The organism is Enterococcus sp. FZMF (assembly GCF_030263915.1).
GTDB lineage: Bacteria > Bacillota > Bacilli > Lactobacillales > Enterococcaceae > Enterococcus_D > Enterococcus_D casseliflavus.
In genome coordinates, this window is the sequence record NZ_CP127160.1 from 1,607,912 (window position 1) to 1,628,813 (window position 20,902).

At 41.0% G+C, this 20,902-nt stretch carries 22 protein-coding genes; 19 read left to right on the forward strand and 3 right to left on the reverse strand.

Annotated features, from left to right (window positions below):
- Window positions 1-162: 162 nt before the first annotated feature.
- The 4 genes from QN079_RS07790 (at window position 163) to QN079_RS07805 (ending at window position 4,168) form a co-directional block, all read left to right on the forward strand.
- Window positions 163-1,113 carry a zinc-binding dehydrogenase gene (locus QN079_RS07790; RefSeq protein WP_289230657.1) on the forward strand — a complete coding sequence of 317 codons (951 nt, stop codon included), beginning with the start codon at window positions 163-165 and terminating at the stop codon, window positions 1,111-1,113.
- A 273-nt stretch (window positions 1,114-1,386) separates the two neighbouring features.
- A complete protein-coding gene (locus QN079_RS07795; protein ID WP_015509648.1) occupies window positions 1,387-1,638 on the forward strand; it encodes a hypothetical protein in 252 nt (83 codons plus the stop codon).
- 497 nt (window positions 1,639-2,135) lie between these two features.
- On the forward strand, window positions 2,136-2,996 hold the full coding sequence (locus QN079_RS07800) for a glycosyl hydrolase 115 family protein (protein WP_289230658.1): 861 nt from the start codon (window positions 2,136-2,138) through the stop codon (window positions 2,994-2,996).
- Window positions 2,993-4,168 carry a glycosyl hydrolase 115 family protein gene (locus QN079_RS07805; protein WP_289230659.1) on the forward strand — a complete coding sequence of 392 codons (1,176 nt, stop codon included), beginning with the start codon at window positions 2,993-2,995 and terminating at the stop codon, window positions 4,166-4,168. The genes QN079_RS07800 and QN079_RS07805 overlap by 4 nt, the downstream gene beginning before the upstream one ends.
- 84 nt (window positions 4,169-4,252) lie before the next feature.
- Here the strand turns inward: QN079_RS07805 and QN079_RS07810 are convergent, their stop codons facing one another.
- Window positions 4,253-4,765 carry a GNAT family N-acetyltransferase gene (locus QN079_RS07810; protein WP_289230660.1) on the reverse strand — a complete coding sequence of 171 codons (513 nt, stop codon included), beginning with the start codon at window positions 4,763-4,765 and terminating at the stop codon, window positions 4,253-4,255.
- A gap of 493 nt (window positions 4,766-5,258) precedes the next feature.
- Between QN079_RS07810 and QN079_RS07815 the strand changes: the two genes are divergently transcribed.
- The 7 genes from QN079_RS07815 (at window position 5,259) to QN079_RS07845 (ending at window position 12,118) form a co-directional block, all read left to right on the forward strand.
- Window positions 5,259-6,836 carry an ABC transporter substrate-binding protein gene (locus QN079_RS07815; protein WP_289230661.1) on the forward strand — a complete coding sequence of 526 codons (1,578 nt, stop codon included), beginning with the start codon at window positions 5,259-5,261 and terminating at the stop codon, window positions 6,834-6,836.
- A gap of 61 nt (window positions 6,837-6,897) precedes the next feature.
- Window positions 6,898-7,287: an ABC transporter permease family protein gene (locus QN079_RS07820; RefSeq protein ID WP_289230662.1), complete on the forward strand. Its 390-nt coding sequence runs from the start codon at window positions 6,898-6,900 to the stop codon at window positions 7,285-7,287.
- 10 nt (window positions 7,288-7,297) lie between these two features.
- Complete coding sequence (locus tag QN079_RS07825; RefSeq protein WP_289230663.1) at window positions 7,298-7,828, forward strand: ABC transporter permease; 531 nt, start codon at window positions 7,298-7,300, stop codon at window positions 7,826-7,828.
- Window positions 7,829-7,839: 11 nt separating this feature from the next.
- Window positions 7,840-8,736: an ABC transporter permease gene (locus tag QN079_RS07830; RefSeq protein WP_060791898.1), complete on the forward strand. Its 897-nt coding sequence runs from the start codon at window positions 7,840-7,842 to the stop codon at window positions 8,734-8,736.
- Between the two features lie 6 nt (window positions 8,737-8,742).
- Window positions 8,743-10,173: an ATP-binding cassette domain-containing protein gene (locus tag QN079_RS07835; RefSeq protein WP_289230664.1), complete on the forward strand. Its 1,431-nt coding sequence runs from the start codon at window positions 8,743-8,745 to the stop codon at window positions 10,171-10,173.
- Between the two features lie 103 nt (window positions 10,174-10,276).
- A complete protein-coding gene (locus QN079_RS07840) occupies window positions 10,277-11,218 on the forward strand; it encodes an ABC transporter ATP-binding protein (RefSeq protein WP_289230665.1) in 942 nt (313 codons plus the stop codon).
- Window positions 11,219-11,410: 192 nt separating this feature from the next.
- Window positions 11,411-12,118 carry a flavodoxin gene (locus tag QN079_RS07845; protein ID WP_289230666.1) on the forward strand — a complete coding sequence of 236 codons (708 nt, stop codon included), beginning with the start codon at window positions 11,411-11,413 and terminating at the stop codon, window positions 12,116-12,118.
- A gap of 209 nt (window positions 12,119-12,327) precedes the next feature.
- On the opposite strand, the gene QN079_RS07850 is transcribed toward QN079_RS07845, so the two are convergent.
- On the reverse strand, window positions 12,328-12,516 hold the full coding sequence (locus QN079_RS07850) for a hypothetical protein (RefSeq protein ID WP_289230667.1): 189 nt from the start codon (window positions 12,514-12,516) through the stop codon (window positions 12,328-12,330).
- Window positions 12,517-12,805: 289 nt separating this feature from the next.
- Here QN079_RS07850 and QN079_RS07855 point away from each other — a divergent pair, with 289 nt between their 5' ends.
- From QN079_RS07855 to QN079_RS07870, 4 genes are all read left to right on the forward strand, one after another.
- Complete coding sequence (locus QN079_RS07855; protein WP_118215231.1) at window positions 12,806-13,687, forward strand: LysR family transcriptional regulator; 882 nt, start codon at window positions 12,806-12,808, stop codon at window positions 13,685-13,687.
- Window positions 13,688-13,853: 166 nt separating this feature from the next.
- Entirely contained in the window at window positions 13,854-14,420 is a 567-nt protein-coding gene (locus QN079_RS07860; RefSeq protein WP_289230668.1) for a flavodoxin, read from the forward strand.
- Complete coding sequence (locus QN079_RS07865; RefSeq protein ID WP_289230669.1) at window positions 14,389-14,733, forward strand: carboxymuconolactone decarboxylase family protein; 345 nt, start codon at window positions 14,389-14,391, stop codon at window positions 14,731-14,733. The genes QN079_RS07860 and QN079_RS07865 overlap by 32 nt, the downstream gene beginning before the upstream one ends.
- Window positions 14,734-15,153: a cupin domain-containing protein gene (locus tag QN079_RS07870; RefSeq protein ID WP_289230670.1), complete on the forward strand. Its 420-nt coding sequence runs from the start codon at window positions 14,734-14,736 to the stop codon at window positions 15,151-15,153. It abuts the gene before it with no gap.
- Between the two features lie 213 nt (window positions 15,154-15,366).
- On the opposite strand, the gene QN079_RS07875 is transcribed toward QN079_RS07870, so the two are convergent.
- Complete coding sequence (locus QN079_RS07875; protein ID WP_010748320.1) at window positions 15,367-16,221, reverse strand: LysR family transcriptional regulator; 855 nt, start codon at window positions 16,219-16,221, stop codon at window positions 15,367-15,369.
- Between the two features lie 117 nt (window positions 16,222-16,338).
- On the opposite strand from QN079_RS07875, the gene QN079_RS07880 reads away from it, so the two are divergent.
- Genes QN079_RS07880 through mdcD form a run of 4 tightly spaced genes read left to right on the forward strand, consistent with a single transcriptional unit; the run spans window position 16,339 to window position 20,902 of the window.
- Window positions 16,339-17,253, forward strand: coding sequence for an ACP S-malonyltransferase (locus QN079_RS07880; RefSeq protein WP_289230671.1), 915 nt, complete (start codon window positions 16,339-16,341; stop codon window positions 17,251-17,253).
- 5 nt (window positions 17,254-17,258) lie between these two features.
- Window positions 17,259-18,905: a malonate decarboxylase subunit alpha gene (gene mdcA, locus QN079_RS07885; RefSeq protein WP_289230672.1), complete on the forward strand. Its 1,647-nt coding sequence runs from the start codon at window positions 17,259-17,261 to the stop codon at window positions 18,903-18,905.
- Between the two features lie 25 nt (window positions 18,906-18,930).
- Window positions 18,931-19,230 (forward strand): malonate decarboxylase subunit delta, encoded by a 300-nt coding sequence (locus QN079_RS07890; RefSeq protein WP_005226050.1) that lies wholly within the window; start codon window positions 18,931-18,933, stop codon window positions 19,228-19,230.
- The gene (mdcD, locus tag QN079_RS07895) at window positions 19,220-20,902 is read left to right on the forward strand and encodes a biotin-independent malonate decarboxylase subunit beta (protein ID WP_289230673.1); all 1,683 of its coding nucleotides are present in this window, start codon (window positions 19,220-19,222) and stop codon (window positions 20,900-20,902) included. Before QN079_RS07890 ends, mdcD begins: the two co-directional genes overlap by 11 nt.

The following is a 20,902-nucleotide window of genomic DNA, read 5'->3' on the forward strand; positions in this document are numbered from 1 at the left end:
AGTAAGAGGAATAAAATGAAAGTACCTTCGAGAGAAGGTGCTTTTTTTAATAAAAGGAAAAATATAAAATGACCGAAGGGACATACACTGGTTGTTTAGTAGATAGTTTCAATCGATTGATGCGTGGCTTTTGATAGATTGAAGATCGGAGATGATTTGCGCATGAAGGCGTTGTATTTTAATGAATTTGGTGATTCAACTGTTTTAACATATGGGGATTTGCCTGATCCCATCATTCATGAAAATGAGCTATTGGTAGAGATGATGTATATTGGGTTGAATTTTGCAGATATTTATCGAAGAAAGGGCAGCTATCATATTGAATCCCGAGACCCTCTTATTAATGGCTATGAAGGGGTAGGGAGGATTATTCAAAAAGGAACATCTGTCTCCAAGTTTCAGCTAGGGGAAACGATTCTTTTTGTGGATGTTCCTTTTGCTAATGCAGAATTGGTGGCTGTTCCTGAGGAAAATGCCATCCGTATCCCATCAGGTATACCACCTAAATTAGCAGCCAGTATTGGTCTGCAAGGGTTGACAGCTGATTTTTTAGCTCATGATCTTGGCAATAATGTGAATCATAGTAAGGTCTTCGTCCATGGAATAAGTGGTGGCGTCGGACAAATTTTATCGCAACTATTGACGGCTGATGGTCTAGAAGTTTATGGCGTCACTTCTACGGAAGAAAAGCGACAACTGGCTTTAGACCAAGGAGCAAAACAAGTCTTTTTAAGAAATACAAAATGGCAAGATACCTATACTTCTTTCTTTGATACCGTTTATGATGGCATTGGGCATACATTAGCCGAAAGTGTCGACTTGCTCAAAAATAGAGGGAAGGTTGTCTTTTTTGGCATGGCCGGCGGAAATCCGCCAGCGATCGACTTCATTCCCTTGCTGTCTAAATCAAAAAGTATTTTGACAGGAGATCTGTGGGATTACTTGACAAGTTTTCAAGAGCGGGAGAGAAGAAGCTCTCGATTGTTTGACTACTTTAGCAAGGATCAAATGAAAATCAGTCAACCAACCATTTTTTCATTAGCTGACGGAAAAGCTGCCCATGATTATTTAGAATCTGGAAAAAGTGTCGGGAAAATTCTTTTGCAACCATAAGAAAGTAACAAAACTAAATGATTTTATTGCAAACGATACACCGAATGTTTGATGTTTCACTAAGGCATTTTTTTATATAATCGATAGTTCTCTTATGATACATCTTTAAGGATAAAAATAAATGTAAATTGAATAGAATATTGCAAAAAAATTATAGTTTCTATCTATTCAGTGAGAATAAGATAAAACTTTGTGATAAACAGTACATTTAATTTGAAAATATTTAATTACAGCAGTAAGATAAATATATCAAATACTTAAGGAGTGATATCTATGACAAACTATGAAGAAAAGGAAGCAAAAGCATTGGTAAAGATTGCAGAGGTTCTTGATAAGTTAGATGAGAATTTAGCTGAATTAGACACACTAGATGCAGACGCAAAAAAACATAGTATGAAGAAATGGATCGTTGAGAAAAAAGCGATTCATGAAATCAAAAAGATCGCACACGAAGCCGGTAAGTATGAAAAGTACGATGAAAAAGCACTACAAAAAGAAATTGATGAAGTTGAGAAGTATATGTAATTGATGAAAAATAAGAAGTTGTCAACATTATTCAGCAATTGAAATCTGAACTGATAAAAGCCAGATTTCAATTGAAGATATTGAATTGACAATGATCTCAATAAGCCCATGCTCGTATGAGTGTGGGCTTGTTTGCTGTACATAGGATTAACCACCCTAAGCTGAATAGGCATGGAAGATCATGTTCTACAACGACTAGATAAAACATTAGTTAAAGGGGGACGGAGAAAAATCCAAAAACAAAGAAAGTCTGTTTTTTCGTATTTTTCATCGACTTTCTCTATTTTTTTAGACAAGCTTTTCGCTTATTCTAAATTTATGAGCGGTATCATAGTAAACAGTTAACAAAACGTTTAGACCATCTGAAAAACATCTTTGCAGAAAATAGTGACGAGAGGTTTATGGCTGATGAGCAATTCGATTGTCTATTACAACATAGTAGAAAGTTCTTTATTGAAGATAAAATAATAAACTATATAGATGAAACGGGTGATTACATGGAAACAACATTTTTCATTTCGAAAAATACTTCTGTCACGTCAAAACAGTTGGAAAATGAAGTGATTGGACATGCTTGCGAGATCTTGCAGCGTGACATTTTAACCGTTGTGACAGACACGAGGAAGGCAAATGAAATTGAATTGGTTTTACTTGATGAAAAAAATGAAACGGATGCTTTTCATATACTTTTCGTATCGCCAGATAAAGTAAAAGTGTGTGCTGAAACGCCGTTAGGATTAATGTATGGGGTTCTTGAAATCTCTCATAAAATTTTAGATGTTCAACCTTTTTGGTATTTCATGGAGATTCCTCCAATAAAAAAGCCATTTATTGAATGGACAGATTTTGACTTAACATTGACTGATTTTGCAACGGATTATCGGGGCTGGTTTGTCAATGATGAGTTGCTGATGGATCAATGGGAAGATAATGGTTCGAATGAATACGTATGGGAACGTATTTATGAAACATTGTTACGTTTAGGCGGAAATGTCATCATCCCTGGAAAAGATAAGAACAGTCATAGACATCGAGAAAGTGCGCAAGCGATGGGGTTGATCTATACACATCATCATGCCGAGCCACTAGGCGCAGAGATGTTTGCTAGAAGGTATCCTGGTTTGAAGGCTTCATACGAGGAACATTTTGAGTTATTTCAGGAATTATGGAAAAAAGCCTTACACGAGCAAAAGGGTACCAACGTTATTTACACACTCGGTTTTCGTGGACAAGGGGATTGTCCTTTTTGGGCAGAAGATCTTGATCGACAGTGGTCAGCAGCGGAAAAAGCAGCAGTGATCAACGAAATCGTCCATCTGCAATATCATAAGTCGATCCTCATGCAGTATGTTCAATGAACATTTATGGGGAGATGACGGAATTATTTAATCTTGGCTTACTTGAGCTTCCGGATGATGTGATTGAGATTTGGGCGGATAATGGTTATGGCAAAATGGTTTCTCGTAGACAAGAAAATCACGATCCACGAGATGAGGTGCTAACAAACACATCAAAACCAAATCAATCAAGAGGAATCTATTATCATGTTGCCTTTCATGATTTACAAGCATCTAATTTCTTGACGATCTTGCCTAATAGCCCAGAATTTGTTTCTAGAGAGTTAATGGCGGTTAGAGAAGTCAAGATGGATAAGTTTGTCTTAGTCAATACAGGCAACATAAAACCGCATATTTTGTTTTTACAAGAAATAGCGAATTTCTGGCGAGCAGATTATCAGTTACGAACCAATCAAGAGATAATTTCAGAGCATGTAACACAATATTATCAAAATCAGCAAGAAGAGATCCAAGCTGTCTATGAAGCTTACTTTGAAGCGGTTATCCGCTATGGAACACATGAGGATCAAACCGCTGGGGACGAGTTTGCCTGTTATTTGATTCGAAAAATTATCCAATCATGGCTCAAGCAAGAAACAAAAATTCCGAGGATAGAATGGTTGACGGGTGATAAAAAAATCAAGGAGCAAGTCACAGAAATTTTCTCTATGGTAGGAGAAAAGATAGCAGCCTGGGAGAATCTATTGCTGAGATGCCAGCAGATTACATTATCCCTTCAGGATAAAAATTCGCAAAATGCTCGCTTTTTTAATGATATTTATCTCTCAGTAGCCGTTCAATGCAAAACGTTAAAAGCACTGCTCCATTTGTTAGACGCTTATCAGGTCTTTGATCGGGAAGAAATGGTCTTTGTATTTGTAAAAGTTTTCGATGCGTTAGAAGAAATCCATCAACTAATTCAAATACTGAAGGAAAATCCAAGTGATACATGGTATGATTTTTATGAAAACGACGGCTATACTAATCTAACATTGTCAAAAGAGATGATCAAAAGTCTGTTGTCTTACATTCGCATCATTGGCGATGGTCCAGATCAAGATCAGTGGGAGAGAAAATATATTATGGATCCCACTGAATCAAGAGTTATGTTGCTTTCAAATACTAAAAAAGCGTTGACGGATGAAAAGTTAGCAAGAAAAATCAGAGTAAGTTTTAGAAAAGTTCCTAATTAATATTAAATTGAGATGAAACGCCATTCAAAAGTAAGACTAAATATCTTACTTTTGAATGGTGTTTCATCTAGTATGCAGTTTTTATTAGAATTCACTAGGCGTATCGTCCAATTCCAGCACCATATTATACCAAGCAACATTTGCATGTTGGGAATCTGACAGTCCTTCTAGTTGATAGCCATGCTTTTTGTAATATGGAATCAATGATTTTAAACAAGTTAAGGTGATTCCTTTTCTGTTTTGAAGACGACATTGTTCTTCGAGGACTGACAGTAGTTTACTACCAATCTGACAGTTTCTATAATCAGGAGCGACAGCTAAGCTCAGAATACTTTGGTAGCCACCAAAAGGCTGATTAGGACAAGTACTTTCAAAGAGATCGTCAGAGAGATAACGTTTAGAAATAATGGGCCCTACAACGTAGCCAATCGGACAATCCTTTTCATTTACTGCAACAATAAAACTATCACTTATTGTATGTATTCGATTCATCATCGCAGTTTTAGATGCTGCTTCATCAGCTGTAAATCCTGCATTTTCAATCTGCATGATTCGATCGATATCTTCTTCTTGTGGTGGTCTGAAGAAAACGTTCATTCAATCACTCCCATCTTTATTCAAAAATAGTTTATCACATAATGATATATGACGTTTATATTTGATAACGATAAAAATTTAGAGACTTAAAAATTCCTAGTACAGAATCGTTGTCACACTTTCAAGCAAATGAAACAAAAATAAGAATTAGTAGTTGTTAACTGAATGGATTCTTATAAGAAAAAGTCAAATTAATGATAATAAATCGCAATTCTTCATTTTATTCTAACAAAATGACAATTTTATTAGGTATTCATCACAAATCTATCACATTTCCAAGCTAAAGTTTGCTATTATCTGAAAATTTTCATCATTCAGATAAAAGCTTCTTCATTATGAGCAAATTTTTTATAGTTAGTTGATAGAAAACAGGACGAGCGTATGTGTTTTCGATCCAAGTTACACGCCAATGCGTCTAATTTCTATATTTGCTGGTATGAAGAAGAGCGCAAAAAAAAATCCTTAAGTTACAGGGGACGAAATGGAGGATAACATGAAAAAAAGGAAAACAAGCTGGGCTCTCGTATTGTTAACAAGTCTGATGGTATTAGGTGCTTGTGGTAGTGGAGGCCAAGACCCAACAGATAGTTCGGGAGGGAATGTGACAGGGGGAGCTAGTTCTGATCCTAATGTATTAGTGGTCGCATCAGGTGCGGATCCAGTGACATTAGATATCCATCAAACGAACGACCAAGCAACTACCAGGGTAGCAAGACAGATTTACGAAACACTGATCAAACAGACCAACGATCTTGAGTTAGTGCCAGGGTTAGCAACAGAGTGGGAAGAAATTGAAGAGAACCTTTATGAGTTCAAGTTGCGAGAAGATGTTGTCTTTCATAATGGGGAAGCGATGACAGCTTCTGATGTTGCCTACACCCTTCGACGGGCGGTTGACTCACCTTCGATCAGTCATATCATTGGTTCGATCGATCCTGATACGATCGAAGTGATCGATGATCATACGATACATATCGGGACAAATGGTGCCTTCGGGCCTTTCTTGACTCATTTAGCACATCCTGCGGTTGGAATTTTGAGTGAGAAAGCTGTGGAAGAAGCTGGTGAAGATTATGGTATCAACAGCGTTGTGGGAACGGGTCCCTTTGAATTTGTTGAATGGGCAACCGGTAGTCACGTGACGTTAGATCGATTTGACGATCACTGGGATGAGCCAGCGGGAATGGAAAGAATTGAGTTTCGGACAATTACAGATTCAAGTGTTCGTTTGATTGAACTAGAGTCAGGAACCGTCGATATTGTTTATGATATCGCTCCTTCTGATAATGAAAAGGTTGAAGAAAACGATGAATTGACTTTATTAGCGACAGAAAATTTAGGAACGGAATACTTAGGTTTCAACGTTCGAAATGATACACCATTGCAAGAAGTAGGGGTACGTCGCGCGATTGCCCATGCTATCGATGTCGAATCGATTATCCAAACGGTTCATATGGGGATCGGGACTCAAATGAGTGGACCGATCAACGAATTGGTTTTTGGATATAATGAAAACTTGGAAGCTACTCCTTATGACGTTGAATTAGCAAAAGAACTATTAGCAGAAGCTGGTTATCCAGATGGCGGGTTCTCCCTTTCGTTGTATGTCGGTGATAACAATCAAGAACGAATCCGTGTCTCGCAGGTTGTTTCCGCTGCTTTAGAAGAATTAGGTATCACTGTTGAGGTCAACCAAATGGAGTGGGGAGCATTTTTAGATGCTGCAGCAGCTGGTGAACCAGATATGTTCTTACTAGGTTGGACAACGATCACAACAGATGCTGACTATGGATTGTATCCACTGTTCCATTCAAGTAGCTTTGGCGAAGCTGGAAATCGTACGTTCTATCATAATGAACGGGTAGATGAATTACTTGATGCAGCTCGTAGCACTTCTGACCAAGAGGAACGCTTGGCCTATTATCACGAGGCGCAAGAGATTATCAATGATGAGATGCCATGGGTTTACTTACAAACCAGAGAAAATGTTTCAGGTATCCGCAACTGGGTGCAAGGGTTCGAACATCATCCAACTGGAAGTTACTTCTTAGATACGGTGTCAAAAAACTAAATTGGATTGAGAGTATAAAATAAAGAGCCGCAATGGCTCTTTATTTTGAGGAGATGAATAGATGTTCCAATATATTGTAAAACGAATTCTGTGGTTGTTTCCTATCCTGATAGGCGTCTCTTTTATTGTATTTACGATTATGTATCTATCACCTGGAGACCCTGTAACGATGGTGTTGGGGGAAGGAGCGACTCCTGAACAATATGAGGCCATGCGTGTGCAAATGGGGCTTGACCGTAGTTTTATCGAACAATTTTTTCATTATATAAAAAATGTTGTTGTCGAATTTGATCTTGGGAGATCGTATTTTTCTGGCCGGGTGGTCATGGATGAAAATCCTAGTCCGTTTGCCCAACACAATCAAATTATCAGTATGGAGTGTGTTATTTGCCTCGCTGATTGGTATTCCACTGGGAGTGATCTCTGCTTCGAGACCTTATTCCAAGGTTGATAATTTCGTGATGTTTCTTTCACTAGTTAGGGTTTCTATGCCAACCTTTTGGCAGGCACTCCTTTTAATTATTCTTTTTACTTCTACCCTGGGCTGGTTGCCAGCATCTGGTTTTGATACTTGGCAGCAAATGATCATGCCAGTATTTGCATTGGCTTCCTCGTCAATTGGCACGATCGCCCGGATCACAAGGTCGAGTATGATGGACGTTTTAGACCAAGATTATATTCGCACGGCAAAAGCCAAAGGAGTAAATGGTTCAAAGGTGACGTTCCATCATGCTTTAAGAAATGCCTTGATTCCCGTAGTGACAGTCATTGGTTTGCAGTTTGGGGCTTTATTAGGTGGGGCTGTATTGACCGAGACTGTTTTTAGTATCAATGGGATCGGGACATTGATGGTGAATGCGATCCGTACAAGAGACACAATGATCGTCCAAGGCGGCGTTTTATTTATTGCATTTATTTTTACGATGGTTAATCTATGTGTCGATATTCTCTATGCATATATCGATCCGCGAATTAAAACCTCATATGATTAAGGGAGGAACTCATGTTTTCTAGAAAAAAGGCCATTGCGAAAACGCAAGCACTTGCAGGCGTACCAGAAGGATCGAAACAAGAGATTTGGCTTTCCTTAAAAGCAAATCGCCGAGCAATGTTTGGGTTACTATTTATCACGTTACTGACGATTACTGCGATTTTTGCAGACTTTATAGCTCCCTATGGTATGCGGGAGCAAAATCTAGCCAATGCATTGCAATTTCCAAGTCGTTCTCATTGGTTTGGGACAGATGACTTGGGACGTGACGTATTGTCTCGTTTGATTTACGGCACGAGAATATCGCTGACTGTAGGCGTTTGTGCGGTGTTACTGGCACTCTTTTTTGGTGGCATCTTAGGTGTCTTATCCGGTTATTTCAGAGGGTGGATCGATACGCTGATTATGCGTTTTTGTGACATCTTACTATCCATCCCTTCCATTTTGTTGGCAATCGCCATCGTGGCTTCTTTGGGATCCAGTCTGCCGAACATGATCTTGGCGATCGGGTTGGCGAATATCCCCATTTTTGCTCGTATTATTCGGGCAAGTGTGATGGCGGTCAAAGAGAAGCAATTTATTGAAGCTGGAAAAGCGCTGGGCGCAAATAATGGATTGCTGATTTTTAAACACATCTTGCCAAATATCCTTTCACCAGTCATCGTGCATTCATCAATGGGCGTTGCCACAGCAATTTTATCTGCTGTTGGCTTAGGATTTATTGGCTTAGGTATGGAGGCTTCCGTTGCGGAATGGGGAACGATGTTAAATTTTGGACGAGGCTATATCCGAACACATCCCTACCTGACGATTTATCCAGGGATCGCGATCATGTTGACCATTTTATCCTTCAATTTGATCGGTGACGGAATCCGAGATGCCATCGATCCGAAGATGAGAGAGAGGTAAGCAGTTATGGACACGATCATGCGCGTCAAGAATCTACAAAAGTATTTTCCTGTGAAGAAGAAAAACTTTTTTGGGGTGGGAAAAGACTATGTGAAAGCAAATAAAGATCTTACGATCGATATCTATGAAGGAGAAACATTAGGCATCGTCGGTGAAAGTGGCTGTGGAAAATCGACCTTTGGACGCACGATTATTCAGCTCCAGCGACAAACCGGAGGCTCGACCCTTTACTATGGAGAGACGATCGAAGATTTCATGCCTCGTTACGTAAAAAAAGTCTATCAACAACTGCCACAGAAGATGAAACAGTTTACTGATTCTGTCAATGAGCTCCAGTCGATCGAATCAAAACACGCTACTGATTCAGCTGCTGATGTAGAAGCAACAACGGAACGGTTGAGTCTAAAGAAAATCGCTTTTGAAAATGAATATGGCAATACCCTACGATTAGTCGGAGGCTTGATTTTGCATGATGATCTACAAAAGGTCAGTAAGCTTCTTTCGTCTCGTTACGAAGCTGCAGCAAAAGTTGCCGCTAGCAAGCGAGCGTTAACATTTAATCAGCAAAAACAAGCGATGAATGGGGCAGTGGATCAATCAGAGCTCATAAATTTGGAAAAAACGATCGCTGAACAACAAAATGACTTAGCAGCTATTGATAAGCAAGTCGCACAACTAAAAAAAGATGTCATGAACCAAAAAGATTTTTCATACTATGAAGAGCAGCTTGATTCTGGCATCGATCTAGCTGCTTTGACTCAAAAGGAATCAAGAGTTTTACGAAAAGACCTGCAAATTATCTTTCAGGACCCTTACTCCTCACTAGATCCACGGTTAACAGTGGGTGATATTATTGGAGAAGGTTTGTTGATACACAAATTTTTTGCTAGTAAAAAGGACCCAAACTATGAAACCTATATTCTTGATATCATGGAAAAATGTGGGTTAAAGAAAGAATTTATTCATCGCTATCCGCATCAATTTTCTGGTGGACAACGACAACGAATCGGGATTGCTCGTGCCTTAGCTTTAAAGCCCAAATTCATTGTTTGCGATGAAGCTGTTTCAGCGTTAGATGTTTCGATTCAGTCACAGATCATCAATTTGCTTCATGATTTGCGGGAAGAACTCAATTTGACTTACTTGTTTATCACCCATGATCTTGGAGTCGTAAAATTTATTTCTGATCGGATCGGTGTGATGTATTTTGGGCATCTTGTAGAATTAGCTTCAGCTGAGACGATTTTTTCTAACCCGATCCATCCGTACACACGGCAATTATTAAATGCCATTCCAACGCTAGACGAAGAGTATCGCCCATGGCCTATTGATGAAACCCATCCTGATTTGGCATTCAACTATTCAAAAGAAACCGATGCTGATCCAGATTGGGTAGAAGTCGAGCCGAATCATTTTGTGAAGTGTACGCGAAAATAGTTTTTTTAGAACATAGAAATTGAAACATGGTTGATGAGTCAATCAATCGAACCATAAGCATGATACGATTGGTTTAATGGGAAAAAATCAAAAGGAGGTCCAGATGGATTTACTAGAAGTTGATAATCTGCATACGTATTTTGATACGAAACGGGGCACTGTCAAAGCTGTCAAAGGCGTTACTTTTTCATTAAAAAGAGGGAAGACATTAGGAATCGTTGGAGAAAGTGGGAGTGGCAAAAGTCAAACAGCCATGTCGATCCTTCAACTTTTTCAGAGAAATCAATATATAGCGGAAGGGCAGATCCGTTTTGATGGAAAAAATATCCTCGAATTAAGCAAAAAAGATCTTTTGAAAATTCGTGGAAATGATATTTCAATGATCTTTCAAGAGCCTATGACAAGTTTGAATCCGGTATTTACAATCAAAGCACAACTGAAAGAAGCCTTGAAACTTCATCAGCACGTCGACAATAAGACGGCGACTTTACGGGCATATGAGCTGTTAGAAGCTGTCAAGATCACAGATCCTAAACGAGTAGCCAAGCAATATCCTCATCAGTTATCTGGAGGAATGAGTCAGCGGGTAATGATCGCAATGGCATTAGCCTGCAATCCGAAGCTTTTGATTGCCGATGAACCGACTACCGCACTCGATGTGATCATCCAAGCAGAAATCCTTAAGTTAATGAATGAGTTAAAAGACAATCTGGATACAAGTATTTTATTTATTACCCATGATTTGGGTGTCATTAGTAAAATGGCCGATGATGTGATCGTGATGCATGGGGGAAAAATCGTCGAGAGTGCCCCAATCAATGAGATATTCAAAAATGCTTACCATCCGTACACAAGGCGCTTACTTGCTGCGTTTTTAAGAACCGACATTCGAAACAAGAAAACAGCGCCTGATGATTTTTACAGTAAGGAAAACAATGTCTTTGATTTCACCACATTTAAAACAGAAGAAACAGCGGACCCGGATTGGGTTCAGGTAGGAACAAATCATTTTGTCGCTGCCAGTTTGAGAAAAATCGATAACTAAATGAAGAAGTCGTAAAACAAAGCTTTGTTTACGGCTTTTTTCAGTATGCTGGGAAGGAAATTTTTTTGTGAGGAAGTTGTGAGAAAGATGTAAAAAATAGGGGAAGGTTTGCTCAAGAGCCTTGCCTTAAAGTCCACTTCAAGAATTATACTGGAACTACCATTTTTGATGGGAAAAGAAAGGAGCAATTCAATGAACAAATGGACAAAAGGACTTTTTCTGACAATGATTTTTCTAGCAGGATGCAGCAGTGATTCAATGAATGACGAGCCAGACATTGGTACAACGGAAACAAGTACTAGTGACACCGTTACGCAACAAATGAGAGAAACAGGGATTGATGGACAGGCCGATATTTTGATTGCCTATTTCACAAGACCAGAAAATTTAGAGCATGAACCAGCGGTCGAAGCAGTTTCTGGAAGTAGTTTTAATGTAATCGATGACACCTTGGTAGGAGATGTCCAGGTGATAGCAGAAATGATTGCTGAACAGACCGGCGGTGCGTTGTTCTCGATTCAAACAGAAGTAGGTTACCCTAACGTTTACGATGAACATACAGCTTTTGCGACTAGAGAGGTGGAAGAAGATGCCCGACCAACGTTGATGACTGACGTTGCCGAAATGACTGAAGTGGATGTTCTCTTTATCGGCTTTCCCGTTTGGTGGAACCGTGCCCCAAGAGCCGTTTTATCATTTCTTGAAACCTATGATCTTACGGATAAACAAATCATTCCTTTTGCAACCCATGGGGGAAGTGGACTGACCAATAGTCAAAACGAACTTCAAACGTTGTATCCAGCGTATGATTTTCTTGAAGGCTTTGCAGCAAGAGCGGGAAGTGTTGAAGACGCTGAACCGAATCTGTTGAATTGGCTCGATGAACTAGGATATGAGTAACATTCTTATTGAGTAGATGTTTCTCGATTCGCTAAATGTTCATGATGTACCACAAACCGAAATAATCATAATATAATTATGGTAAACTAATGCAGTTGATTTATGAATCATTTGGGGATGCGCTGATGGATTAGGAGCAAGAGCTTCTACTTATTCCCGAGAATAGTCAGTTTTTCCGATTTATTCGTTCTAGGTTGACTACAATTCTGTTATTTCGGATAAGAAAGGTAGATCATGACCAAAGAGACGATCAAAAGAATCACACCAATAACCGACAATGGCAACACTGGATCATTCCACGGACGTTTGTTCAGCAACACGCGCACTCTAAAGATGAATCCTGCAAGTCCGAGTAAAGCGATCGCTACACAAAATAAAAGAATTGATAAATTTAACATTGTATTCCTCCAAATCATTGTATGAGAACTCATACCAAGATACTCATATATCCTACGCCAAAAGCCGTAAAAAGCAAGCAGCTGACAAAACTGTTCGTTTAAGCGAACAGTTTTTACATGTCGTTGACGAATCTTTTTACAATTCTGCAATTTCCTACGCTTTTTTAGCTAGATTCGCTGGAACAGTGATTCTTTGTTATCATAAGAATTGATAAGGAGACTGGAGAGGGAGGTTCTCTTTTGTTTCGAACACCTTGAATGCAAAAGAAAAAAATGAGGAGGTGATTTTGTGGAAATTCGGTTATTAAAATATTTCTACACGATTGCGGAGGAAGGGACGATTTCTCAAGCTGCAGAAGTGCTCCACATCACACAACCGACATTGAGTCGACAATTAAAAGAATTAGAAGACGAGTTAGGGACGGCACTATTCACTCGTGATAATCGTAAAATGGTTTTAACGGAAGCGGGGCGTTTTTTAAAAAGCCGTGCAGAAGAGATTTTGAGTTTGACAGACCAGACAATGCAAGCGTTTGAAGATCGTAAAAAACATTTATTTAGCGGTCACTTCACGATTGGTTGTGTGGAAGCAGATAATTCCGATACGCTTTCCTTGATGTTGGAAGAATTTATCAATGACTATCCTGATGTTCGCTTTCATATTCATAGTGGTACGGGAGATGACATCAGCGATCGCCTGGAGAAAGGCTTGTTGGATCTAGCGATCTTGATCGAACCGATTGAAATCGAGAAGTACGAAAAAATCGTTCTTCCACGAAAAGAAACATGGGGCTTTTTGACATCGGCTGATTCTTTTCTTGCGCATAAAGAAGAAATAACACCCGAAGACATCAAAGGTGTGCCTTTATTGATCTCCAAGCGTCCAGAAGTACAGCAAATGTTCAGTCAATGGTCGAAGACACCAGTGGAAGAGTTGCCGATCGTGGGCACCTACAATTTAATATTCAATGTCTTTTCCTTAGTAGAAAACCATGTTGGTTCGGCATTGACCATCAGCGGAGCAGTCGGAGAACGAAGGAATGAGGCAATCAAGTTTCTACCTTTAGTACCACAAATCGAGACCAGCTGTGTATTGGTCTGGAAAAAGAATCGTGTGCTGTCACCAGTCGTTATCGAGTTTATTCGGCGATTTCGCGATTCCTTTCAATAGTCTCAGTGTAAACATCAAAAGAAGCGGTGATATCCGCTTCTTTTTTGTATATCGAAACCAGCTATGCTTTGTAAGCATAAGGTCTTGTGTGAAAAAGCATTAGCTAATCCAACTCGATTGGCTTACCATTAAATCTATCAGGAAACAAAGAGTAGGAGGTGACACAATGGCGGCAATACTTGTTTGTTCACGAGCTGGTGAAAATCTGATTGAGGGACAGCTAAAAAAACTGGGCTTAGGAAATACGCAGATTCTAGCAGAGAAACTGTCAGAGCAGCTGCAATGCCCCCTTTATACCCTTGCCCCTGTGGAACCTTATCCTGAAAGCTATCAGGCGATGGTCGAACAAGCACAAAAAGAAAAAGCTACTAATGATTTTCCCCGTTATCAAACAGTACCGTCTGCGTTTTTTAAAGAACGGGTACTATTTGTTGGATTTCCCAACTGGTGGGGGAGCTATCCGAGGATCGTGGTGAGTTTTTTAAAAGACCATCATTTCGATGGGAAGATTATTTTTCCCTTTTGTACCCATGAAGGCTCAGGATTCGGCTCTAGCCTTGAAGACTTTAAAAAAACTTGTTCTGAACCCCTCATTTATCCTGGATTAGCCATCCGTGGGTCACGAGTGAATAAGGCGGATACTGCCATTCAAAATTGGCTGAACCCGCATTTCATCACAATAGAAGAAGGAGTCGATCGATATGGTAAAGAAACAAACTGCAGGAAGAGATAAACTAGGGACATTTGCGCCGAAATTTGCGCAATTAAATGATGATGTGTTATTTGGTGAAGTTTGGTCACGTGAGGAAGAATTGGCTCCTCATACAAGAAGTTTATTAACGATATCTGCCTTGATTTCGGGTGGCAATTTTGAACAATTGACTGCCCATCTGACGATTGGCAAAGAAAACGGGATCACAGTAGAAGAAATTGCAGAAGTAATCACTCATCTGGCTTTCTATGTTGGCTGGCCCAAAGCTTGGTCTGCTTTTAACATCGCCAAAACGGTTTATCAAGAAGAGCTAGCTGAAATGGAGGAAAAATAAATGTCAAAACTCGATGCAGCAAAAGAAGCTGGAATCTTTTCATTTGGCAACACAAATGACGCCTATGCACAATATTTTAGCGGTCAGAGTTACTTGAATCCTTTAGTAGCTGATCCAGCGATTCCAGTCAACGTTGGCAATGTGACCTTTGAACCAGGTTGCCGCAACAATTGGCATCGGCATATCGATGGTGGGTATCAATTGTTGTTGGTGACTTCAGGAGAAGGCTGGTACCAAGAAGCAGGCAAGAAACCGCAAAAACTTACTGTTGGTGATGTCGTAGTCATCAAGGAAGGGGTCAAACATTGGCATGGTGCAGCAAAAAATAGTTGGTTTGCCCATGTAGCGATTACTGCTGGTGCTTCAGAATGGTTAGAAGCAGTCAGTGATGAAGAATACGATCAATTGCCCGATGCATAAGCGATGATAAGGCAGCCGTACTGGAAGGCGTGTAACAAATCTTATGGGGTCTCACCTGATTGGGGCAGCCAATAGTGTGGCGAGTCAAAAGAGATCGGAGTGATCAATGTGAATGAATGTACGGTCGAGCCGATGATTCAACCTATGTAAATAAGAGAGAAAAAAGAAGCGTCCACTTGCACAGCTAACGTGCGAATGGACGCTTCTTTTTGTTTAGCCAAGATAAAATTCAATCAACGTTTTTGCAATTAGTTTTGTCATGGGATGACCTTTAGTAAAGCTTGATGCTAAATAGATCGTCCTTGATAAGGGGAAATCTGCTAGTTCACGTAAAACGAAAGGTGCCTCATCTTCATAGCCCCAAGTAATTTTAGGAAAGAACGTGATTCCTAGTCCTTGATTGATAAGGGAGCGCAACGTCGCCGGATCGTCCGTCGTTGAACCGATAGCCAAACTGATTTTTTTTGCTTCAAAAGCTTCGTCGATGGTTCTACGCAGCGGGCTGTTTTCAACCAGCATCAGCAAAGGCACGTGTTGGATATCGGCAACTTGCAAATCTTTTTTTTCTGCCAAGGGATGCTTTTTGGGGATCGCCAGTAAGATGGGTTCCGTGAATATTGGCAGATTGGTCAAGCCGTTCTTTGGCTCAGAGGTAATGTAGAAGGCTTGTTCTTTGTTGGTCTCCTTACTGCCGTGCTGCTTGATCGAAAGTTGGATCTCAGGGTGCTTTTCAACGAATGTCGCCACCAAGTTGGGCAAGGAAACAGAAGCGACTTCAGAGTAAATCGTCACTGCAGGGACCATTTCTCCATTTAAGGCTTGGATCGCACTCATTCCTTCGTCGAAACGTGCTAACGTCTCAACGACATAGGGATAAAATTCTTCAGCATACATCGTCAACTCGATATGCCGACCGGCATGATAGAACAAAGGAACGCCTAGTTCACTTTCTAGGTGTTTCATGGCACGGCTTAAGGCAGGTTGTGAGATGTATAATTCTTGTGCAGATTGGGTAATATTTTTCGATTCGGCTACTTTTTTAAAGTAGCGTAAATGATCAAGGTTCATCAGATACTCCTCTTTCCATACCTTTTGGTTATGGATATTCACGAAACTGGTATTTTTTATTATAACAAACTTCCGTTATTATGACACAGGAAAGAGAAATTGTTTAGGAGGTGTTTCATGAGTACAGGTTTCTTATACCCAGGACAAGGCAGTCAGACCAGCAAGATGCTTGAGGACGTGCCTGCCAGTTATTTCCATCGGCTAGAACAGGCGACAGGCTTTGATTTACACCCTGTATTGGGGGATCTCAAACAAGATACCGTCTCTATTCAGTTGGCCCTTTTAGTAAAAGTGGCTTTTTACACGGACCAGATGAAAGCATCTGGTGTGCAACCTCAGCTTGTGGCGGGGCATTCGATTGGCGCTTTTTCCGCTGCGTTAGCTTGTGAAAGCTTGAGTTTCGAAAATGCCGCTAGCTTGGTCTATCATCGGGCGACATTGATGAAAGAAGCCTATCCGACTGATTATGCCATGGGGGTACTGGTTGGTGTAACGAGAAGTGAAGCAGAAGCGCTCGTGGCAAAAACATTTGATCCTGCTGCTCCCGTCTATTTATCAAATGAAAATTGCCCCATGCAGCATACGATCTCTGGTCATATCAAAGGCTTGCGCAAGACGCTAGCTCAAGCGAAAGATTATCATGCGCAAACCGCCAAACTTTTAGCAGTGCCTGTCCCGTCCCATTGTGTGTTGATGGCAGAACCCGTGAAACGGTTTGCGCCATTTATGAACACGGTATCCCTTGATGTGCCTATCTGTCCGTACCTCAAAAATACGGATGGTCGGATGACCATGAACCCTGAAGAGATCCGCCGTGATTTGCTGCAAAATATTGCTTATCCGGTGCAGTGGAACAAGATCATGGATGTTGCCTACGAAGCAGGACTTGATTTGGCTCTTGAATTTCCTCCTGGCAATACCCTAACAAAACTGATCCAAGCAAAATTTGGTGAAAACAAAGCGATCCGTGTGATCAATTTGGATCAACATGGCTTGGATGATGCTTTATTCCTATATCAAAAATGGAGATGAATAGAATGGAAAAACCTGCAAGAAACTGGGCAAGTAAACGTGAAAAGAAGGCCCAAACCATGAAAAAAATCGAGCATCTTCTCGATGGAAAATATGTCCCAACGGAAGAGATCATTGAAGTCTTAGAACAGTTGATCCGTCCGGGAGACAAAGTGGTCCTTGAAGGCGACAATCAAAAACAAGCAAGCTTCCTATCAAAAAGCTTAGAACAAGTCGATGCTCAAAGAGTCAACAATTTGCATATGATCATGTCGAGTATCTCCCGTCCAGAACATTTGACGATATTTGAAAAAGGCATTGCAGCGAAAATCGATTTTTCTTATGCAGGCGCACAAAGTACGCGCGTTGCCCAAATGATTGAAGACAAAACTATGAAATTAGGGGACATTCATACGTATTTGGAATTATATGGTCGCTTATTTATCGACTTGATTCCGAATGTGGTCCTTGTGGCGGCGGACAAAGCCGATCGCCAAGGAAATCTTTATACAGGTTACAATACGGAAGAAACGCCAACGATCGTCGAAGCAGCAGCCTTTAAAGATGGGATTGTGATCGTCCAAGTTAATGAAGTGGTCGATCGTTTGCCGCGGGTCGACATTCCCAGCGATTGGATCGATGTCGTCGTGGTAGCAGACCAACCGTATCAATTAGAAGCCCTCTTTACGAGAGATCCACAAAACATTACGGAATTACAAATTTTGATGGCGATGATGGCATTAAAAGGAATCTATGCAGAACATGAAGTACAATCGTTGAATCATGGGATCGGTTTTAACACCGCTGCGATCGAGTTACTTTTACCAACCTATGGAGAAACGCTTGGAATCAAAGGAAAAGTAGCGAAAAACTGGGTTTTGAATCCTCATCCAACGATGATTCCAGCTATCGAATCTGGTTGGGTCGAAAGCATCCACAGTTTTGGTGGGGAAGTTGGTATGGAAAAATATATTGCCGCTCGACCCGATGTATTCTTTGTCGGAAAAGACGGCACGATGCGCAGCAATCGAGCATTATCCCAAACTGCAGGTCAATATGCCATCGATATGTTTATCGGTTCGACCTTACAACTAGATTATCAAGGAAATTCTTCTACAGTGACGAAAGGCCGCTTATCTGGGTTTGGTGGTGCACCAAATATGGGGCATAATCCGGGGGGCCGTCGGCATTCGACTCCAGCTTGGCAATCCTTGCGGGATGAAACAGATCCTTTAGCAAAAGGACAAAAATTAGTCGTTCAAATGGTTGAAACGTATGGGTCCAATAAAAAACCTGTTTTTGTAGAAACGTTAGATGCGTTGGCTGTCCAAAAGCAAGCTGGTTTAGCCAATGCCCCAATTATGATCTATAGCGAAGATACGACGCATATCGTGACAGAAGAAGGCATCGCTTATCTTTATAAAGCAAATTCAAAAGAGGAAAAACAAGCAGCCATCGCAGCCATCGGTGGTGTAACCCCACTAGGAATGACCAGCACAAAAGCTTCTCTGGATGCCTTGCGCAAAGCGGGGATCGTGAAATTACCAGAAGACTTAGGGATCAAACGCAGTGATGCCAAACGATCATTGCTAGCAGCTCAAACCGTTGATGATTTGATCGAATGGTCCGATGGGTTGTACGAACCGCCAATGAAATTCAGAACGTGGTCTTAATAAGAGCAAGAGGAGAGAAGAAGAGATGGAAAAATTAGCTTATACGTATCAAACAACGAAACCAGTCACCAAAAAAGTCCATGTTGGCGTGGTGGGTTCTGGTGACTTGGAAATTCTGCTTTTTCCAACAGACAAACAAGAAACCACCGTTTCAGTTTGTACAGGAAGTGACGGCTTTGGCGATGTGTGGCAAAATGTCTTGACGCGTTTTTTTGAGCGCTATCCAATCAGTGCGCAAATAGTGATCAACGACTTTGGCGCCACTCCCGGTGTGGTTTACCTACGATTAACCCAAGCAATGGAGGAACTAGCAGATGAAGAATAGTTTTGTAGAATTAAATGCTCGAGAACGGGTGCACGCCTTATTGGATGCCAAGAGCGGTCGTGAATTGATCGATCCATTCGACCAAATGATCGCACCCAATCTGGTGGCTCAAGACATCGTGCCACAAAGCGATGATGGGATCGTTGTTTGTCGTGGAACGATTTCTGGAGAAAACGTGGTCGTGATCGCTATGGAAGGGAAATTCCAAGGTGGCGGTATCGGTGAAGTTTCTGGTGCTAAAATCATCGCTGCATTGACGCATGTGTTGGAAGAAAACCAAAAGGGCAATCCGATCACACCGATCATCATCCTCGATACTGGTGGGGTACGCCTCCAAGAAGCGAATTACGGCTTATTGTTGATCGCAGAAATCGGCAATTTGATCGTTGCAATAAAATCGTATGTGCCAGTGATTGGCTTAGTGCCAGGTCGGGTGGGTTCTTTTGGCGGTATGTCGATTACCTCAGCACTTATGAGTTACTTGATAGCGACGAAGAAAGCCCGTATCGGTTTGAACGGTCCTGAAGTCATCGAACAAGAAGCTGGCGTGAGAGAATTTGATTCCAGTGATAAAGATTTGATTTGGAATACCATTGGCGCCAAACAACGTTTGGAAGCACAAATGATCGATGAACTAGTGACTGACAGTGTCGAATCGATCCAAGAAGCAGTGATTGCGGCGATGGTTGAAAAGAAAGACAGTCATCGCAGCGGAAAAAGTGGTTTTTATCTTTCTCTTTTAAACGAACTTGATCTATCAAAGCCGCTGACTATCGAGGCATACAATAAGGCTCTTGCAACGCATAAAGCAACTGAAGTGGCACCTATTACTGTAACAGAAGGCCAAGAAGCTGCTGCTGACAGTATCGGTTATCATTGGTTTTCAGCATTGACGAATCTGCAGTTCCCAACCTCAACTAGTGCAACAGTCTGTGCAGCTGCATCTGACCTTTTTACTGAAGAAGTCGTTGTTACAGCGATCGTGCCAAACGCAAATAATCCGATGTATCGGGTACGCAATGGAGAAGTTGGTTTAGTCGAAGGGTACGAGATGGGCCATCTGTTAGAAACTGTTTATCAAGAAGACAAAGAGAAAGCAATCAAACGGCCAATCGTTGCGGTCATCGATGTCCCTAGCCAAGCGTATGGCTACAATGAAGAATTGATTGGTATTCATGCAGCTTTAGCAAATAGTGCGGCAGCTTATGCCAAACTACGCCAAGCGGGTCATCCAGTGATCGGTTTTATCGCTGGTAATGCGATCTCTGGGGCTTTCTTAGCGCATGGCTTGCAATCAAGTCGTCTGATCGCATTAAATAGTGAAAAGATCACTGTTCAAGCAATGTCAAAAGAAAGTGCAAGTCGAGTCACCAAACGGTCGATTGCAGCGATTGAAGCCGCGGCGGAAAAAGTACCAAGTATTGCTTATGATATCAAAAATTATACGAAACTTGGGGCAATCTTCACTTTCTTATCCTCCATTACGGATCAGTCTGTCACCTCTGAAAGCAAAGCGACTGTAATTGAAGCGATCAATGAGGCGTTTGATGATGTGCGTAAAACGAATGACACGATGTTGACCAGTCGCTACACCAATCCGATCGCTAAAAAGAGCGGCCGGCTGGAAACGAATAACGTATTTGAAAAAATGAATGCAGAATGGAATGAGTAA

Coding starts and splice junctions, on each gene's coding strand:
- QN079_RS07865 (WP_289230669.1), top strand. CDS start 14,389: ATGGTAAAGAAACAAACTGCAGGAAGAGATAAACTAGGGACATTTGCG.
- QN079_RS07825 (WP_289230663.1), top strand. CDS start 7,298: ATGTTTCTTTCACTAGTTAGGGTTTCTATGCCAACCTTTTGGCAGGCA.
- QN079_RS07875 (WP_010748320.1), bottom strand. CDS start 16,221: ATGAACCTTGATCATTTACGCTACTTTAAAAAAGTAGCCGAATCGAAA.
- QN079_RS07860 (WP_289230668.1), top strand. CDS start 13,854: ATGGCGGCAATACTTGTTTGTTCACGAGCTGGTGAAAATCTGATTGAG.
- QN079_RS07805 (WP_289230659.1), top strand. CDS start 2,993: ATGAACATTTATGGGGAGATGACGGAATTATTTAATCTTGGCTTACTT.
- QN079_RS07890 (WP_005226050.1), top strand. CDS start 18,931: ATGGAAAAATTAGCTTATACGTATCAAACAACGAAACCAGTCACCAAA.
- QN079_RS07810 (WP_289230660.1), bottom strand. CDS start 4,765: ATGAACGTTTTCTTCAGACCACCACAAGAAGAAGATATCGATCGAATC.
- QN079_RS07830 (WP_060791898.1), top strand. CDS start 7,840: ATGTTTTCTAGAAAAAAGGCCATTGCGAAAACGCAAGCACTTGCAGGC.
- mdcA (WP_289230672.1), top strand. CDS start 17,259: ATGGAAAAACCTGCAAGAAACTGGGCAAGTAAACGTGAAAAGAAGGCC.
- mdcD (WP_289230673.1), top strand. CDS start 19,220: ATGAAGAATAGTTTTGTAGAATTAAATGCTCGAGAACGGGTGCACGCC.
- QN079_RS07840 (WP_289230665.1), top strand. CDS start 10,277: ATGGATTTACTAGAAGTTGATAATCTGCATACGTATTTTGATACGAAA.
- QN079_RS07795 (WP_015509648.1), top strand. CDS start 1,387: ATGACAAACTATGAAGAAAAGGAAGCAAAAGCATTGGTAAAGATTGCA.
- QN079_RS07880 (WP_289230671.1), top strand. CDS start 16,339: ATGAGTACAGGTTTCTTATACCCAGGACAAGGCAGTCAGACCAGCAAG.
- QN079_RS07820 (WP_289230662.1), top strand. CDS start 6,898: ATGTTCCAATATATTGTAAAACGAATTCTGTGGTTGTTTCCTATCCTG.
- QN079_RS07845 (WP_289230666.1), top strand. CDS start 11,411: ATGAACAAATGGACAAAAGGACTTTTTCTGACAATGATTTTTCTAGCA.
- QN079_RS07835 (WP_289230664.1), top strand. CDS start 8,743: ATGGACACGATCATGCGCGTCAAGAATCTACAAAAGTATTTTCCTGTG.
- QN079_RS07870 (WP_289230670.1), top strand. CDS start 14,734: ATGTCAAAACTCGATGCAGCAAAAGAAGCTGGAATCTTTTCATTTGGC.
- QN079_RS07850 (WP_289230667.1), bottom strand. CDS start 12,516: ATGTTAAATTTATCAATTCTTTTATTTTGTGTAGCGATCGCTTTACTC.
- QN079_RS07790 (WP_289230657.1), top strand. CDS start 163: ATGAAGGCGTTGTATTTTAATGAATTTGGTGATTCAACTGTTTTAACA.
- QN079_RS07800 (WP_289230658.1), top strand. CDS start 2,136: ATGGAAACAACATTTTTCATTTCGAAAAATACTTCTGTCACGTCAAAA.
- QN079_RS07815 (WP_289230661.1), top strand. CDS start 5,259: ATGAAAAAAAGGAAAACAAGCTGGGCTCTCGTATTGTTAACAAGTCTG.